General features: G+C 69.4%; 18 protein-coding genes. 13 read left to right on the forward strand and 5 right to left on the reverse strand.

Annotated elements, in window-relative coordinates:
• Positions 1-76: 76 nt before the first annotated feature.
• The 5 genes from csrA to ACSP50_RS38955 form a co-directional block, all read right to left on the reverse strand.
• Entirely contained in the window at positions 77-316 is a 240-nt protein-coding gene (gene csrA, locus ACSP50_RS38935; RefSeq protein WP_014694829.1) for a carbon storage regulator CsrA, read from the reverse strand.
• An 87-nt stretch (positions 317-403) separates the two neighbouring features.
• Entirely contained in the window at positions 404-841 is a 438-nt protein-coding gene (locus ACSP50_RS38940; protein WP_014694830.1) for a flagellar assembly protein FliW, read from the reverse strand.
• Positions 842-843: 2 nt separating this feature from the next.
• Positions 844-1,776, reverse strand: coding sequence for a flagellin (locus ACSP50_RS38945; RefSeq protein ID WP_014694831.1), 933 nt, complete (start codon positions 1,774-1,776; stop codon positions 844-846).
• A gap of 11 nt (positions 1,777-1,787) precedes the next feature.
• On the reverse strand, positions 1,788-3,248 hold the full coding sequence (gene flgK / locus ACSP50_RS38950) for a flagellar hook-associated protein FlgK (RefSeq protein ID WP_014694832.1): 1,461 nt from the start codon (positions 3,246-3,248) through the stop codon (positions 1,788-1,790).
• Positions 3,248-3,733: a flagellar protein FlgN gene (locus tag ACSP50_RS38955; protein WP_014694833.1), complete on the reverse strand. Its 486-nt coding sequence runs from the start codon at positions 3,731-3,733 to the stop codon at positions 3,248-3,250. Before ACSP50_RS38955 ends, flgK begins: the two co-directional genes overlap by 1 nt.
• Before the next feature lie 243 nt (positions 3,734-3,976).
• Here ACSP50_RS38955 and ACSP50_RS38960 point away from each other — a divergent pair, with 243 nt between their 5' ends.
• The 13 genes from ACSP50_RS38960 to ACSP50_RS39020 all read left to right on the forward strand — a co-directional run bounded on the left by ACSP50_RS38960 (position 3,977) and on the right by ACSP50_RS39020 (position 15,169).
• Complete coding sequence (locus ACSP50_RS38960) at positions 3,977-5,167, forward strand: flagellin (RefSeq protein WP_014694834.1); 1,191 nt, start codon at positions 3,977-3,979, stop codon at positions 5,165-5,167.
• A gap of 138 nt (positions 5,168-5,305) precedes the next feature.
• Entirely contained in the window at positions 5,306-6,697 is a 1,392-nt protein-coding gene (gene fliD / locus ACSP50_RS38965; protein WP_014694835.1) for a flagellar filament capping protein FliD, read from the forward strand.
• 46 nt (positions 6,698-6,743) lie between these two features.
• Positions 6,744-7,118, forward strand: coding sequence for a flagellar export chaperone FliS (fliS, locus tag ACSP50_RS38970; RefSeq protein WP_014694836.1), 375 nt, complete (start codon positions 6,744-6,746; stop codon positions 7,116-7,118).
• 8 nt (positions 7,119-7,126) lie between these two features.
• Positions 7,127-7,447 carry a hypothetical protein gene (locus tag ACSP50_RS38975; protein ID WP_014694837.1) on the forward strand — a complete coding sequence of 107 codons (321 nt, stop codon included), beginning with the start codon at positions 7,127-7,129 and terminating at the stop codon, positions 7,445-7,447.
• A gap of 197 nt (positions 7,448-7,644) precedes the next feature.
• Positions 7,645-7,992, forward strand: a complete 348-nt coding sequence (flgB, locus tag ACSP50_RS38980; RefSeq protein WP_014694838.1) for a flagellar basal body rod protein FlgB — start codon at positions 7,645-7,647, stop codon at positions 7,990-7,992.
• Between the two features lie 2 nt (positions 7,993-7,994).
• A complete protein-coding gene (locus tag ACSP50_RS38985; protein ID WP_014694839.1) occupies positions 7,995-8,387 on the forward strand; it encodes a flagellar basal body rod protein FlgC in 393 nt (130 codons plus the stop codon).
• Positions 8,388-8,389: 2 nt separating this feature from the next.
• Positions 8,390-8,725, forward strand: coding sequence for a flagellar hook-basal body complex protein FliE (gene fliE / locus ACSP50_RS38990; protein ID WP_014694840.1), 336 nt, complete (start codon positions 8,390-8,392; stop codon positions 8,723-8,725).
• A 1-nt stretch (position 8,726) separates the two neighbouring features.
• Positions 8,727-10,346, forward strand: a complete 1,620-nt coding sequence (gene fliF / locus ACSP50_RS38995; protein WP_014694841.1) for a flagellar basal-body MS-ring/collar protein FliF — start codon at positions 8,727-8,729, stop codon at positions 10,344-10,346.
• 44 nt (positions 10,347-10,390) lie between these two features.
• On the forward strand, positions 10,391-11,416 hold the full coding sequence (gene fliG / locus ACSP50_RS39000; RefSeq protein ID WP_014694842.1) for a flagellar motor switch protein FliG: 1,026 nt from the start codon (positions 10,391-10,393) through the stop codon (positions 11,414-11,416).
• Entirely contained in the window at positions 11,400-12,068 is a 669-nt protein-coding gene (locus ACSP50_RS39005) for a FliH/SctL family protein (RefSeq protein ID WP_014694843.1), read from the forward strand. Before fliG ends, ACSP50_RS39005 begins: the two co-directional genes overlap by 17 nt.
• Entirely contained in the window at positions 12,065-13,372 is a 1,308-nt protein-coding gene (locus ACSP50_RS39010; protein ID WP_014694844.1) for a FliI/YscN family ATPase, read from the forward strand. Before ACSP50_RS39005 ends, ACSP50_RS39010 begins: the two co-directional genes overlap by 4 nt.
• Positions 13,373-13,712: 340 nt before the next feature.
• Positions 13,713-14,183 (forward strand): flagellar export protein FliJ, encoded by a 471-nt coding sequence (locus tag ACSP50_RS39015; protein ID WP_014694845.1) that lies wholly within the window; start codon positions 13,713-13,715, stop codon positions 14,181-14,183.
• Positions 14,180-15,169: a transglycosylase SLT domain-containing protein gene (locus tag ACSP50_RS39020; RefSeq protein ID WP_014694846.1), complete on the forward strand. Its 990-nt coding sequence runs from the start codon at positions 14,180-14,182 to the stop codon at positions 15,167-15,169. The genes ACSP50_RS39015 and ACSP50_RS39020 overlap by 4 nt, the downstream gene beginning before the upstream one ends.
• The last annotated feature ends 58 nt before the right edge of the window (positions 15,170-15,227 follow it).

Here is a 15,227-nt window from a genome sequence, read left to right on the forward strand (position 1 = left end):
AGTTCTCCGTCGTGAAGAAGAATCCCGTCCCCGCGTTGTCTCCGGGGTCAGCGGCCGGTGCAGGTGAGGTGCGCTGTCAGCCGGCCGGCTTCTCCCGCACCATCCGGGAGATGGCGTCCACCGCCTCGTCGGTCGGCGACGCGGCGGCGCGGTTCGCTTCCTGCAACTCCCGGTACACCTCCTCGCGGTGCACCTGGACGTCCCGCGGGGCCTGGATACCGAGCCGGATGACGTCACCCCGGGCCTCCAGCACGGTGATCACGACGTCGTCGCCGATCATCACGCTCTCCCCGGCCCGCCTGGTCAGCACAAGCATGACGCCCTCCCCTTCCATCCATGGAACGGACAGCATGGCAAAGGCGCGGCCGCGAGGGAACGCGACCGCGCCTGAGCACGTGCAGGTTCAGAACGCCCGGTTCATGATCGCCCGGACCGGGTAGCCGGAGCCGGTGAGGATCGTCTGCATGGCCCGCATGCTGTCGCGGTCCACCACGATAGGGGCGAGGAGGTTGGCGGTGGTCTCCTCCTTGCTCGCGGTGATCACGGTCAGCAGCAGCACCCGGTCCGGGTCCTTGGTGTTCAGCGCCGCGAACACCGACTCGTCGATCTCCGGGGCGTACTCCGGGAAGAACGGCTCCGGAGGCGCCACCAGGAAACGAAGCTCGGGATCGTCGACCGACGTGAGCGCGTAGAGCAGGCCGTCGTCGTTCAGGCGCACCAGAACGAACTCCCGGTGTCCCGGAAATCCCGGCATGGGGATCGCCATGGAGATGGTCGGCAGGCCCAGCGACGGATCGGTCATGGTGGCCTCGATCGGTCGGGACATGGTGCGAGTAGTCATGTTCACCTCAGGAATTCGATGAGCGAGGGCTGGATCACCTTGGCCGTGGCGGCCAGGGCGGCCTGATACGAGGTCTGCTGGAGCTGCATTTCCATGATCGCCTTGGGCAGGTCGACATCCTCGATATCGGACAACTGCGACGACACGGACGACAAACGATCCTCAGCGGACTGCTTCATCTGCGTAACCCGATTGTATCGGGCACCTACGTCCGAAAGAGTGGATTCCAGGAGATCAGCGGATTTATCGAGATTCTTCAGACCGTCGTCCAGAGCCTTGGAATCGCCGCTCCGCATCGCCCCGATCACCGAGTCGAGAACGTGGAACAACTGCTCCGGGTTGTCCACCTGATTGCCGTTGGCATCGGTGATCTTGTCGGCGCCGTACACCTCCGGGCCCCGCACGTCGACCCGGACCTTGGCGTTCGGGCCGATCGCGCGCAGGGTCTCGCCGGACCCCTCACCGATGTAGTTGCCGGTGCTGTCGTAGGCCTCGTGGTCCGGCGTGCTCCCGCCGAACACCGGCCGGTCGAGGTACTTCGAGTTGGCGAACTGGATCAGGTTGCCCTTGATCTGCTCCAGCTGGGCGGCCCGGGCCTTGTTCGCCTCCGGGGTGCCGCCGCCGCCCGCGCTGGTCGCCTCCAGCGTCAGGTTGCGGGCCACGGTGATCAGCTCCTGGGTCTGCTGCAGGTTGTCCTGCACCACCCCGAGCCGGCCGACCGCGTCGTCGGCGTTGCTGGAGTACCGCTTGTTGGCCCGCACCTCGCCACGCAGTTGCAGCGCGGTGACCGTGCCGGTCGGCGAGTCCGACGGGCGGGTCAGCTGCTTGCCGCTGGAGATCCGGTCGGTCGCCTCCTGGCTGCGGCTCAGGTTGCGCTGCAGGCTGGCCATCACGCGGGTGCGCACGCTGCTCTCGGTGACCCTTGGGCTGGTCATGACGGACTCCCTTACCTACCCACCATGCCGGTGCGGTTGATCAATTGGTCGAGCATCGAGTCGATGGTGGTGAGCACGCGGCTGGCCGCCTCGTACCCGCGCTGGTAGGTGAGCATGTGGGTCATCTCCTCGTCGAGGTTGACCCCGGCCTCCGAGTCCCGGGCGGCGTCGACCTGATCGGTCACCGCGTTCTGCACGTCACGCCGGCGGATCGCCGACTGGGCCGAGACGCCCAGCTCGCCGATCATCGACTTGTACTCGGCGTCCGCGCCGGTCCGCGAGTCGGCCAGCTCGGCGATCGCGTCCGCCTGGTTGCCGTCGAGCACCTTGGGGGTGCCGCCGGGACTGGCCGCGGTGGGCGCGCCGGTCGGGTCGCCCGACGAGATCGCCACCTTCGCCGGGTTGGTGATCGCCACCTTGATCTGCGCGGCGGTCACCCCGGTGTCGGCGCCGGTGTCGTTGCGGACGAAGAACGACTCCCCCTGGGTGCCGTCGACCGCGTACCCCTTCTTGTAGATCGCGTTGACCGTGGTGGCCAGCTTGTCGGCGACCGTGTCCAGCCGCTTGGTCATCGCGTCCAGCGTGCCGCCCTTGGCGAGAAGTTCCATCGAGGCGCCCATCGTCCCGCCGGCCCCGACCGCCGCCTTGGTGTCCGACCAGCGCAGGTTGACCTCGCTGGTGGCCAGGTCCTCGATCCGGGTGGCACTGCCCGGCTCGATCTCGATCTGCCGGGTGTTGAAGCCGCTGACCAGCGGCGCGCTGCCGACGAAGACGTTGATCGCGCCGTTCGGCTGCTCGGTGGCGCTCGCCCCGATCAGTTCGGACAACTTGAGGATCTGCTGGCCCCGCTGGTCCTGCAGCTCGTTCGCGGACAGGCCGGCCTGGGTGGCGATGACGATCTGGTTGTTCAGCTTCGCCACCGAGTCGGCCGCCTTGTTGACGTCGTCGACGTAGGTGTTCAGCCCGGTGCGGGCCGCCTGGTACTGGTTGTTCAGTGCGGAGGCCGCGTCGTTCAGGGTGGCGGCGACCGTGCTGGACTGCTCCAGCATGGCCGACTTGGCGGACAGGTCGCTGGGGTTGGCGGCGACCGCGTTCCAGCCCTCCCACATGTCCGCGAGCCGGCCCTGCAGCGCCGTGTCGCTCGGCTCGGCGAACACGTCCTCGACCAGGTTGAACTGCCCGGCCCGGGCGTTGTGGTACGCCGAGGCCGAGTGCTCGCTGTAGCTGCGCTGGTCGAGCGCGGCGTTGCGGAGCCGGTCCACCGAGGAGACGGTGACCCCGCCGCCGACCGCACTGGTGGTGGCGTACACGCCGGGAACCACGTTGCCGTTCTGCGACTGCAGGTTCACCCGCTGCCGGGTGTAGCCCTCGGTATTCGCGTTCGCGATGTTCTGGCCGGTGACGTCCAGGCCGCGCCGCTGCGCGTACAAGGAGGTCAGAGCCGTGTTGAGTCCACTGAAAGTGCTGCCCATCAGATCGCCTCATCAACGAGGGTGGGGCGGCGCACGCCGCCGGTGACGGTCTGGCCCTGCGGCCCGTACGTTTCCACAGTCTCGGCGAACACGAGCATGGTTTCGCGAGCCGCGCGTTGTCCCGCGGTGAGCAGGTCCCGGTTGACGTCGGCCAGGGCCCGGATCTCCGACGTCAGGAGCAGGAACGCCTTACGGTGCTGATGCAGCAGGTCCGACCAGGGATCCGGCGCGGCGTCGGCGAGCTCGCCGAGGGACGCTTCCACGGGCAGACCCAGCTCGGCCGCGACGTCCTGGGCGTAGGCGGCCCGGATGACCTCGGTCTGCCGGATCTGGTCGAGGACCACCTCGACCTCACGGGTGGCGTGGCTGAGCCAGCGGGATCGGTTGGCCGCGAGAAGCAACTGCTCCTCCTCCAGCTTGAAAAGCAGCATCTCCAGCAGCTCGCGAGAGCGCCACAGGACGCTGGCCAGGTCGGTCAGGCTCACCCGGTCCTCCGTCGGTTCGCGGGTCGGGCTGCACCCTTTCGGCAACCCGCTCATTCGGACAGGTCGGCATGTTCGCCGTACCGCTGAGTGGTTTCCCCCAATCGGCATTTATCCGGTTGACCCGAAAAGCCGGAAGAATTCTCGGAGAATCCTCAGTCGCTCGCGACCCTCCGCCGAAGGGAATGTCGCAACACCGGCTCATGGACGGGCCGCTCAAGACCCCAGTCAAGGAGGAATCACCCAATGGGTCTTCGCATCAACCAGAACATCGCCGCCCAGAACGCGTACCGGAACCTGTCGGTCACCGACAACCAGATGCAGAAGTCGCTGGAGAAGCTGTCCAGCGGGTTCCGGATCAACCGGGCGGCGGACGACGCGGCCGGCCTCTCGATCTCCGAGGGTCTGCGCGCGCAGACCGGCGGCCTCAAGGTGGCCACCCGCAACGCCCAGGACGCGATCAGCGTCGTGCAGACCGCTGAAGGTGCGCTCAACGAGACCACCAGCATGCTGCAGCGCATGCGTGACCTCTCGGTGCAGGCCAGCAACGCCTCGCTGGACAGCGACGCAAAGCAGGCCGCGCAGGACGAGTTCTCGCAGCTCAGCTCCGAAATCGACCGGGTTTCCACGACCACCGCGTTCGGCAAGTCGAAGCTGCTCGACGGCTCCTTCGGCAACACCAACCACCTGGTGACCACCACTCCCGCCGTGATGCCGGCGGGCGGCACGGCCATGACGCTGAGCATCGACACGGTCGGCGGCACCACGCTGAACACGCCCATCGCGGCGTCCTTCACCACCGCCGCCACCGGCACCGCCTCGACCCCGCAGGACGTGGCCGACAACATCAACACGCAGCTGCAGACAGCTCTCAAGGCGAACGGCCGCGACCCCAACGAGATCAGCGTGACCGCCAAGGCGGACGAGACCGGCAAGGTCACCTTCGAGGTCAACAGCTCGTCGACCTTCAACGTCACGGCGTCGAACCTGGTCACGGCCGGGGCGAGCCAGACCAACGCCAGCGCGGCCTCCGGTGACTTCCAGATCGGCGCCAACTCCGGCGAGAAGCTGGGCGTCCACATCAACGAGGTCAGCTCGAAGAGCCTGGGCCTCAACAACCTCAACCTGACCACGGCGGCCGTCGGCACGACGCCGTCCGGCGCCTCGCAGGCGATCGACGCCGTGGACAAGGCGATCAAGTCGGTCTCCGCCACCCGGGCCCAGCTCGGTGCGCACCAGAACCGGTTCGAGCACACCATCAACAACCTCAACGTGGCGGTCGAGAACCTGTCCGCGTCGGAGTCCCGGATCCGCGACACCGACATGGCGCAGGAGATGGTGTCCTTCACCCGCAACCAGATCCTGACCCAGGCCGGCACCTCGATGCTGTCCCAGGCCAACCAGTCCGCGCAGAACGTGCTGTCGCTCCTGCGCTGACCCTGATCGCAACCGGATGACTACCGGTAGCGACTGAATCAGGTTCCCGAACGACCGAACAGGAAGGGGTAGCCGGCGAGCCCAGCCGGCTACCCCTTCGCCACTCCTCGGTACCCCGCAGCATGAAAGGCGGCCCTCGTGTCCACCAGCTCCGTCGACGGCCTCGTCAGCGGCATGCAGACCTCCTCGATGATCGCTCAGCTGATGCAGGTCGAGGCCGCACCACAGACCAAGCTCAAGACCAAGGTGCAGACCGCGCAGACCGCGGTCGCCTCATACCAGTCGGTGAACGCCAAGCTGGCCGCGACCAAGTCGGCCGCCGGTGACGTCGTCTCGCTGGCCTCGTGGCGGTCGCTCAACGCGACGTCGACCTCCCAGACGGTGACCGCCAAGGCCACCGGCGGCCTCGCCGGCATGGCCGGCAGCATCAACTTCGACGTCTCCTCCGTGGCCCGGGCGCAGACCAGCACGCTGAACGTCGACACCACCTCGACCGGCTTCCCGTCCAGCTTCCAGGTCGAGACCGGCACCTGGTCGACCGACAGCAACGGCGCCGACGTCTTCACCGGCTCCGGCTCGTTCACCACGGTCAACGTCGGCAAGCCGTACGACGCGGACGCGGTCACCACCGCGGTCAACGACGCCGGGCTCGGCATCCGCGCCTACACGGTGAAGACCGGGGACACCGCCGGCGTGATGCAGTTCGTGCAGAACAAGAGCGGCGCCGCCAACGGCTTCCGGATCACCGGTCTGACCGGCAGTGACGGCAATCCGCCGGCGGACACCTCGGCGCGCGACGCGACGCTGACCCTGAACCCCGGCACCTCCACCGAGTACAAGGTCTCCAGCAGCACCAACACGTTCAGCACGCTGATGCCCGGTGTGTCGATCACCGCGTCGAAGGTCGAGCAGAACGTCACGGTGGGCGCCACCACCGACGTCAACGCGATCGCCGGCAAGTTCCAGGCGATGGTCGACGCGGCGAACGCGGCGCTCGGCGAGATCAAGGACCAGACGAAGTACGACGCGTCCACCAAGAGCTCGTCGCCGCTGACCGGTGACTTCACCGTCCGGCAGATGACCCAGCAGACGCTGAGCCTGGTCAGCAACGGGCTGACCTACGACAAGACGACGAAGAACCCGGACGGCACCACGTCGACCGCGGCGGTCGGCTTCGGCTCGCTCAGCCAGTTCGGCATCGGCCTGGACAGCACCGGCCAGCTCACCTTCGACGCGGCGGCGTTCACCAAGGCGTACAACGAGGACCCGGCCAAGGTGCAGGAGGCCGGCACCGCCTTCGCGAAGCAGGTCAAGGATCTGGCCACCACCCAGACGAACACCGTGACCAAGGTGGTGCAGGGCCGGAACAACGAGATCGACGCGCTGAACGACCAGATCGAGAACTGGGACGTGCGGCTGGCCACCCGGAAGGAAGCGCTGCAGAAGCAGTACGCCGGCCTCGAGGCGGCGCTCGGCAAGCTGAAAGACCAGGGGACCTGGCTCTCCGGTCAGCTCGCCGGCCTGCACTGACCCTGACCCGACCCGCCCGCACGCCGCCTGACCGAGGGGACACCCGATGACCGCCGCTCACCTCCGCGACCGTTACCTCCAGGACTCGATCAACACCGCCTCCCCGGCCCGGCTGCTGGTGATGCTCTACGACCGGCTGATCCTCGACCTGACCCAGGGTGAGGAGGCGCTGCGCGAGGGCGACCGGGACGCCGCGCACGAGCGGATCACCCACGCCCAGGAGATCGTGCTGGAGCTGCGGGTCACCCTGGACCTGGAGGCCTGGGACGGCGCGCCCGGCCTGGCGAACCTGTACGGCTTCATCCTCACCGAGCTGATCGGCGCGAACATCGCGAAGAGCCCGGAGCGGGTAGCCGGCTGCCGCACCCTTCTGGAACCGCTGCGCGACGCGTGGCGCGAGGCCGCCGTCGCGGCGAAGTGAGCACCGCCATGACCGACAACTGGCGCAGCGCCTGGACCGCCGCCCTCGACGAACTGGAGATGGACGTCGCGGCGGTCGAGGCGATGCTCGCCGACGAGCACCGGCACGCCGAGACCCCGCCGGCCGACATCTGGAAGCCGCCGACCGACCTGGGCGCGCTGCCGCTGGAGCTCAAGCCGCGGGCGGACGAGATCCTCACCCGGCAGCTGGCCGCGGCGCAGGAACTCGCCCGCCGGCTGGTGGCGAACCGGCAGCAGCAGACGGTCACCTCGCGGATCGAGACCGGTGAAGTGATCAAACGCCCGGTCTACGTCGACTGCGCCATGTGATCCGCAACGACAACCGCATACCGCCGGCGTCCCGGACCTCCGCCACGGAGGTCCGGGACGTTTTCGTGTGCAACCTCGCAGCAACCGTCTGACGCTCAGCGGATCGCCGGCCGCGCCGAACTGCATGGTACGAGCACGGATTGCTCACCAACCCGCCATGGATCGGCAACCGGACGCTTCGATCAGGGAGCTGCAAGGTGTTCGACGACCTTTCCACGAACGCACTGCGCGTCGCGGTCTCCGGGCTCTCGGCCCGGCAGAACGCCATCGCCGACAACATCGCGAACGTCGAGACCCCGGGCTTCCGGGCCCGTAAGGTCAAGTTTGAGGAGGCCCTGCAGGGCGCGGTCGCTCGCGGCCAGTCGCCGCTGGGCATCACCCCGAGCGTTCAGGAGTCGCTGGAGCCGACCCGGCTCAACGGCAACAACGTCAACCTCGACGAGGAGACGTTGGCGCACATCGACACCACGATGCGCTACCAGCTCACCCTGCGGGCCATCGACAGCAAGTACGGCCTGCTGCGCGACGCCATCAAGGGAGCCTGACGATGAGCATCTTCAACGCCATCGGGGTCGCGGGCACCGGGGTCACGGTCTACCGCAAGTGGCTCGACGCCGTCTCGGACAACATCGCGAACATGAACAACACCAGCCGCACCTCCGAGAACGCCTTCCAGGCCCGGTACGTGCAGGCCCGCGCGGCGCAGGACGGCAACGGCGCCGAGGTGGCCGGGATCCAGCTGGGCAACCCCGAGGGCATCGTGACCTACGAGCCGGACAACCCCCTCGCCGACGCGCAGGGCAACGTCCGCCGGCCGGACATCGACATGGGCAGCCAGATGGCTCAGATGATCATGGCGCAGCGCTCCTACCAGGCGAATCTGTCGGTCGTCGACCGGGCACGCGACGCGTACGCGGCCGCTATCAACCTCGGGAAGTAATCATGATCAACCCCATCGGCGCCGTCTCCGGCTTCAGTGGCATTTCCGGAATTTCGGGAATGTCTGGCATTTCAGATGACTTGAATCTGGATGAGGCCGCCAAGACCTCCAGCCCCAACACCGACTTCGCCCGGATGCTCTCCAAGGGACTCCAGAGCGTCCAGGCGTCCCAGGAGAAGGCCAACGACCTCGGAGTCCAGGTGGCCAACGGGACGCTGCAGGACCCGGCCCAGTACACGATGGCCGCGACCGAGGCCTCCCTCGGGCTCCAGATGACCCTCGCCATCCGGAACAAGGCCGTCGAAGCCTTCCAAGAGATCATGAGGATGCAGGCCTGACATGACCGACCGCCTTCCCGCTCCGGTACGCCGCATCACGGACACCTTCAAGTCCTTCACGCCGGGACAGAAGGCTGTCACGATCTTCGCCATCATCGCGCTCGTCGTCGGGGGGTACTTCTTCGCGACGTGGGCGGCGAAACCGTCGTACGCGATCCTGTTCAACAACCTGTCGACGAAGGATGCCAGCGCCATCGTCGAGTCGCTGCAGAAGTCGAACACCAGCTACGAGCTGGCGAACGACGGCCAGACCATCATGGTCCCCCGCGACCAGGTGAACGCTCTGCGGCTGCAGCTCTCCGGCCAGGGCCTGCCCAACGACGAGGGCACCGGCTACTCGCTGCTGGACCAGCAGGGCATCACCACCAGTGACTTCATGCAGCACGCCAACTACCAGCGGGCCCTGGAGGGCGAGCTGGCCAAGACGATCAAGTCGATCGACGGCGTCGAGGCGGCCACCGTGCACCTGGTGCTGCCGCAGAAGGACGTCTTCGCCGACAACGCCGCCAAGCCGACCGCCTCGGTACTGGTCGCCTCCAAGTCCACCACCCCGCTCAGCACCGACCAGGTGCAGGCGATCGTGCATCTGGTCGCCTCCAGCGTCGAGGGCCTCGACCCGACCCAGGTCACCGTCGCCGGCGCGGACGGCAAGATCCTCTCCACGGGTGGCGGCGCGGCCGTCGCGACCGGCGGGGACAGCGGCTCGGACGCGCAGACCGTCGAGTTCCAGAACCGGATGAACGCCTCGCTGCAGGCCATGCTGGACCGGCTGGTCGGGTCCGGCCACTCGGTCGTCACCACCACCGCCGACCTGGACTTCGACCAGACCACGACGCAGAGCAAGACGTACAGCTCGGATCCGTCCCTGCCGTCGCTCTCCGAGACGAGCAGCTCGGAGACCTACAGCGGCAGTGGCGGCAACAACGGTGGCGTGCTCGGCCCGGACAACATCCAGGTGCCGAACGGCGCCGGGTCCAACGGGCAGTACGCCAACAAGAACGACGCCCGGCAGAACGCGCTCAACGAGGTACAGGAGGTGCGCCGCAAGGCCCCGGGCAGCATCCGGCGGCTCAACGTGGCGGTCCTGCTGGACAGCACCACCGCCGCCTCCATCGACCCGACCCAGGTGCAGCAGCTGGTCAGCTCGGCCGCCGGGATCGACGCCACCCGCGGCGACAGCATCGCGGTCAGCGCCATGCCGTTCGACAACTCCGCACAGCAGGCGGCCAAGGACGAACTGGCCGCGGCGGCCGCCGCGGACCGGCAGAACAAGCAGCTCACCCTGGTCAAGACCGGCGCGCTCGCGTTCGTCGTGCTGATGCTGTTCTTCCTGGCCTGGCGGGCCAGCCGGCGGGCCAAGCGGCGTCAGCAGCTCACCGCCGAGGAGAAGGCGCACCTGGAGGAGATGCAGGCCGCGCTGGACGCCCAGCGCCAAGCCGAACTGGAGGCCACCCAGGCCATGCACGCCGCCGCGATGATCGAGGGCGGGGTCGCCGTGGAGGAGCGCGACGAGGCCCGCGAGGAACGGACCCGCGAGATCGAGGAGATGGTCAAGGAGAAGCCCGACGAGATGGCGACTCTCCTGCGAGGCTGGATGTCTGCTGACGCTACGCACCGCTGAGCAATCGGAACAGACAGCAGCAAAGACGGTACGAGGAGTAGGCGTTGACCACACCCGCGCTCACCACGCTCTCCATGACGGGCGTACGCAAAGCCGCGATAATGCTGATCCAGTTCGGCAAGGAACAATCCGCGCAGGTGCTGGCCAACATGACCGAGAAGGAGGTCGAGGCCATCTCCGCCGAGGTGGCGCGACTGGGCAAGCTCGACCCCGTCCAGGTCGACGACGTGATGGACGAGTTCTATGCGATGGCGACCACCCGGTTCGCCGGTGCCGGTGGCATGGACTACGCCCGGGAGCTGCTGGAGGCGTCGCTCGGCAAGGAGCGGGCGGCGCTGATCCTGGACCGGCTCGAAGCGTCGATGAACGACATCCCGTTCAACTTCCTGAGCAACGCCGACCCCCGGCAACTGCTCTCGTACGTGCAGTACGAGCACCCGCAGACGATCGCGCTGGTGCTCGCCCACATCCCGGCCGGCCTGGCCTCGTCGATCCTGGCCGGCCTGCCGCTGGAGGTGCAGACCGAGGTCGCGCACCGCATCGCGATCATGGACCGCACCTCACCGGACATCATCCGCCAGGTGGAGAGTGCGTTGCAGCGCAAACTCTCCAGCGTGCTGCAGCCCGACGAACTGTCCACGGTCGGCGGCCTGCAGCCGCTGGTCGAGATCATCAACCGGGCCGACCGCACCACCGAGCGGCTCATCCTGGAGGCCCTGGACGCCCGCAGCCCCGAGCTGGCCGAGGAGATCCGCCGCCGGATGTTCATGTTCGAGGACATCGTGAACCTGGAGGACCGCGCGGTGCAGCTGATCCTGCGTCAGGTGGAGCCGGCCGATCTGGCCACCGCCCTCAAGGGGGTGCCGGAGGGCGTGCGCGACAAGGTCACCAAGAACCTCTCCGAGCGCGGCCGGGAGAACCTGCTGGAGGAGATGGACCTGCTCGGCCCGGTCAAGGTCAAGATGGTCGAGGAGTCCCAGGCCAAGATCGTCGGTGTCATCCGCACCCTGGAGGACTCCGGCCAGATCGAGATCCAGCGGGGCGGCGAGGCCGATGAGCTCATCGCCTGACCGGTCGGTGATCCGCGGGGCGGTGGCCGAGAACGCCACCGCCGCCCGGTTCGCCACCAACCTGCGGATGCCCGAGCCGAACGATCCGAAGCAGTTGGAGGAGGAGCGGCTGCAGGCCCGGACCACCGGCTACGCCGAGGGCTGGGCGCAGGGCAAACGCGACGCCCTGGCGGCCGCCGAGGAGGCCGCGGCCCGGGCCCGGGCCGCCGAGGAACACCACGAGCACCGCCGGGCGGCCGCGCTGGCGCACGCGGTGAACGCCCTCGGCCGGGCCGTCACCGAGCTGGAGAACCAGCTCATGCCGACCTTCACCGAACTTCAGGACCTGGTGCTGAGCAGCGCGTTCGAGTTGGCCGAGGCGGTCATCGGGCGGACCCTGCGCGACGATCCGGAGCGCGGCCGGGACGCGCTGCGCCGCGCCATGACCGCCGCGCCGGAGCACGGCGACGTGCGGGTCCGGCTGCACCCCGAGGACTACGCCCACCTGGTCGGCGACGACCCGGGCACCTTCGACTACCAGGGCCGGCAGATCCACCTGCACGCCGACCCCGGCCTGCGGCCGGGCGACGCGATCGCCGAGACCGGCACCGCGACCGTCGACGCGACCATCGAGGCGGCCGTCGCCCGGGCCCGGGAGGCGCTGCGGCTGTGACCGACGTCTTCCACCACCGCCTGCGCAGCGCGGTCGAGGCGGCCCGGCCCTCGGTGTCCGGCCGGGTCACCGGGGCGGTCGGCCTGCGGGTCACGGTCAGCGGACTCGAAGCCCGGGTCGGCGAGCTGCTGCGGATCGGCACCGGCCCGGACGCGGTGCTGGCGGAGGTGGCGGCGCTGGACGGACAGCAGCTCAACTGCCTGCCACTGGGCCCGATCGCCGGGATCGGCGCCGGCACCCCGGCGGTCAGCACCGGCGGGCCGCTGCGCATCCCGGTCGGCCCCGACCTGCGCGGGCGCATCCTGGACGGGCTCGGCCGCCCGATGGACGGCGGGCCACCGCTGCGCGGCGAACTGGTGGGCATCGAGCAGGCCCCGCCCTCGGCGATGGAACGGCAGCTCGTCGACAGGCCGATGTCGCTGGGCGTGCGGGTCCTGGACACGCTCGTCCCGTGCGGCCGCGGCCAGCGGATCGGCATCTTCGCCGGCTCCGGGGTCGGCAAGTCGACGCTGATGAGCATGATCACCCGGGGCACCTCGGCCGAACTCAACGTGGTCGCGCTGGTCGGTGAGCGCGGCCGTGAGGTCCGCGAGTTCATCGAGCACGACCTCGGGCCGGAGGGCCTGGCCCGCTCGGTGGTGGTGATCGCCACCTCGGACACCCCGCCGCTGGTCCGGTTGCGGGCCGGCTCGGTGGCCACCCGGATCGCCGAGTACTACCGCGACGAGGGCGCCGATGTGCTGCTGATGATGGACAGCGTGACCCGCGCCGCGATGGCCCAGCGCGAGGTCGGCCTCTCGGTCGGCGAGCCGCCGGCCACCCGGGGCTACCCCCCGTCGGTCTTCGCCATGCTGGCCAGCCTCCTGGAACGCGCCGGGCCGGGGGCCCGGGGCAGTATCACCGGCCTGTACACGGTGCTGGTCGAGGGCGACGACCACAACGAGCCGATCGCCGACGCGGCCCGCTCGATCCTGGACGGCCACATCGTGCTGGACCGCAAACTGGCCACCGCCGGGCATTTCCCGAGCATCCAGGCGCTCGACTCGATCTCCCGCGTCGCCAACAAGATCACGACGCGGGAGCAGCGCGCCGACGCCACCGAACTCCGCCGGCTGATGGCCGCCCACCGCGACGTCCGCGAGCTGGTGGAGATCGGCGCCTATGTGCCGGGGACCAACCCGGAGGCCGACCGGGCCAACGCGGCCTGGCCCCGGATCAGCGCGTTCCTGCGCCAGGACATCGACGAGCGCATCACCGCCGACGACGCCTGGGCCGCCTTGCGCGCCCTTCTGGCGACGACTTAGGGACCGCTCGCCGGGCACGGTCCGCCGGCGGCTTCGCGGTCACCTGCCCTTCCCCGGTACGTGCTGCCACCCCGCTCCGTGGCGGAACCCACCCTGGTCGCGCCCCGCGAGGTCCGCTCGCCCCGGCGCTCCGGCGCGGCTCCGGCCTGCCGGCCGGCTCCGGCGGGACGCCGCGTGGGAGCGGGCCGGCCGGGTGGGCGACGGGGCGCGGCGGGTCGACCGGGTTGTGGTGCGGGAGTCGGTGGGACGGACGTTGCGGGTTGGGTGCAGGGGCTCAGCGGAGCGGGTCGCAGGCCGAAGCGGGAGAGTGAGGGCCCCTCGGCCCCGCTAGGAGGCCAGCATGAACCGCACGTTCCGACTCGTTCCGGTGCTTCGTGCACGTAAGGCGCAGGAGGACGCCGCGCGGGGCGAGCTGATCCAGTCGCGTGCCGAGATCCGGGAGGCGCAGGCGCTGGTGAAGCGCCGCCAACTGGACCTGATCGGGGCCGATGCACCGTCCGAGGGATCGGCCCGGGCCATGGTGGCCGCCCTGGTGGCCCGGCAGTCGCTGGCCGCCGGCGTGTTCGGCGCCCAGCGGATGGTCACCGACGCCGAGGAGGTCGAGCGGGAGAAGATGGCCGCCCTGACCGACGCGGCCAAGCGCCGGCGTGCGGTCGAGATGCTGTCCGAGCGGCACGCCGCCATGGTCAAGGCCAATGATCTGCGCGTCGACCAGGCCAACCTCGACGAGTTGGCGGTCACCGCGAAGGCACGCAATGCCGCTCGGGGCGTCGAGACGCCGAGTGCCGAGGAGAACGGGAGCAACGCATGAGCCTGGGTGTCACCGGGGTGCTGGGCCGCATCGCCGAACTGCAGGAGCAGCTGGGCCTGAACCCGCCGCAGGCGACGGTCGACCCGACCGCGTCCTCCGGGGACAAGTTCGCCTCCGCCCTGGCCCGGGCGACCGGCGCCGGCCAGGCCCCGGGCGCGGCGTCCGGCCCGAGCGGGAACGATGTGGTGGCGGCGGCGAAGAAGTACCTGGGCACGCCGTACGTCTTCGGCGGCACCGACCCGAGCAAGGGCCTGGACTGTTCCGGCCTGGTCCGGCAGGTCTACGAGGATCTGGGCATCAAGCTGCCCCGCAACTCGTGGCAGCAGGCGACCGCGGGTCGGCCGGTGGCCAGCCTCTCCGACGCGCGGCCGGGTGACGTGCTGGCGTTCGGCTCGCCGGTGCACCACGTCGGGATCTACCTCGGCGACAACAAGATGATCGCGGCGCCGAAGCCGGGCGACCACGTGAAGATCGAGTCGGTGTACGAGAAGCCGAGCGGCATCCGGCGGATCATCGACGACGTGCCGGCCGCCGCGGTGCAGGACATGTCGTCGCTGCGTCCGGCCGGGCTGCGCGGCTCGGTGGCCGGCGGCTCGCTGGCCGGGGTGCCGTACGCGGACCTGTTCCTCAAGGCCGGCGCCCGCTACGACGTCTCCCCCAAGCTGCTGGCCGCGGTCGCCAAGGTGGAGTCGGGCTACAACCCGAAGGCGGTCAGCAAGGTCGGCGCGCAGGGCCTGATGCAGCTGATGCCGGGCACCGCGAAGGGCCTCGGGGTGGACGACGCCTTCGACCCGGAGCAGGCCGTGAACGGCGCCGCGAAGATGCTCAAGGGCCTGCTCAACGAGTTCAAGTCGGTGCCGCTGGCACTGGCCGCGTACAACGCGGGCGGCGGCGCGGTGCACCGGTACGGCGGCATCCCGCCGTTCAGCGAGACCCAGGCGTACGTGCCGAAGGTGCAGAAGGCGCTGGCCGCGCTCGGCGGCTGACCGTCGCCGCTGCCCCCGCAACACCGGACGAGTGAGGAGTCGCATGATCATGCCGAGT

It is taken from the genome of Actinoplanes sp. SE50/110, assembly GCF_900119315.1.
Taxonomy (GTDB): Bacteria; Actinomycetota; Actinomycetes; order Mycobacteriales; family Micromonosporaceae; genus Actinoplanes.

What these genes read in the sequence shown, in the direction of transcription:
- ACSP50_RS38945 (WP_014694831.1), bottom strand. Translation starts at nt 1,776, where the DNA reads ATGACCAGCCCAAGGGTCACCGAGAGCAGCGTGCGCACCCGCGTGATG.
- ACSP50_RS39020 (WP_014694846.1), top strand. Translation starts at nt 14,180, where the DNA reads ATGAGCCTGGGTGTCACCGGGGTGCTGGGCCGCATCGCCGAACTGCAG.
- fliS (WP_014694836.1), top strand. Translation starts at nt 6,744, where the DNA reads ATGACCGCCGCTCACCTCCGCGACCGTTACCTCCAGGACTCGATCAAC.
- csrA (WP_014694829.1), bottom strand. Translation starts at nt 316, where the DNA reads ATGCTTGTGCTGACCAGGCGGGCCGGGGAGAGCGTGATGATCGGCGAC.
- ACSP50_RS38940 (WP_014694830.1), bottom strand. Translation starts at nt 841, where the DNA reads ATGACTACTCGCACCATGTCCCGACCGATCGAGGCCACCATGACCGAT.
- ACSP50_RS39005 (WP_014694843.1), top strand. Translation starts at nt 11,400, where the DNA reads ATGAGCTCATCGCCTGACCGGTCGGTGATCCGCGGGGCGGTGGCCGAG.
- ACSP50_RS38985 (WP_014694839.1), top strand. Translation starts at nt 7,995, where the DNA reads ATGAGCATCTTCAACGCCATCGGGGTCGCGGGCACCGGGGTCACGGTC.
- ACSP50_RS38975 (WP_014694837.1), top strand. Translation starts at nt 7,127, where the DNA reads ATGACCGACAACTGGCGCAGCGCCTGGACCGCCGCCCTCGACGAACTG.
- ACSP50_RS38960 (WP_014694834.1), top strand. Translation starts at nt 3,977, where the DNA reads ATGGGTCTTCGCATCAACCAGAACATCGCCGCCCAGAACGCGTACCGG.
- flgK (WP_014694832.1), bottom strand. Translation starts at nt 3,248, where the DNA reads ATGGGCAGCACTTTCAGTGGACTCAACACGGCTCTGACCTCCTTGTAC.
- fliE (WP_014694840.1), top strand. Translation starts at nt 8,390, where the DNA reads ATGATCAACCCCATCGGCGCCGTCTCCGGCTTCAGTGGCATTTCCGGA.
- ACSP50_RS39015 (WP_014694845.1), top strand. Translation starts at nt 13,713, where the DNA reads ATGAACCGCACGTTCCGACTCGTTCCGGTGCTTCGTGCACGTAAGGCG.
- fliF (WP_014694841.1), top strand. Translation starts at nt 8,727, where the DNA reads ATGACCGACCGCCTTCCCGCTCCGGTACGCCGCATCACGGACACCTTC.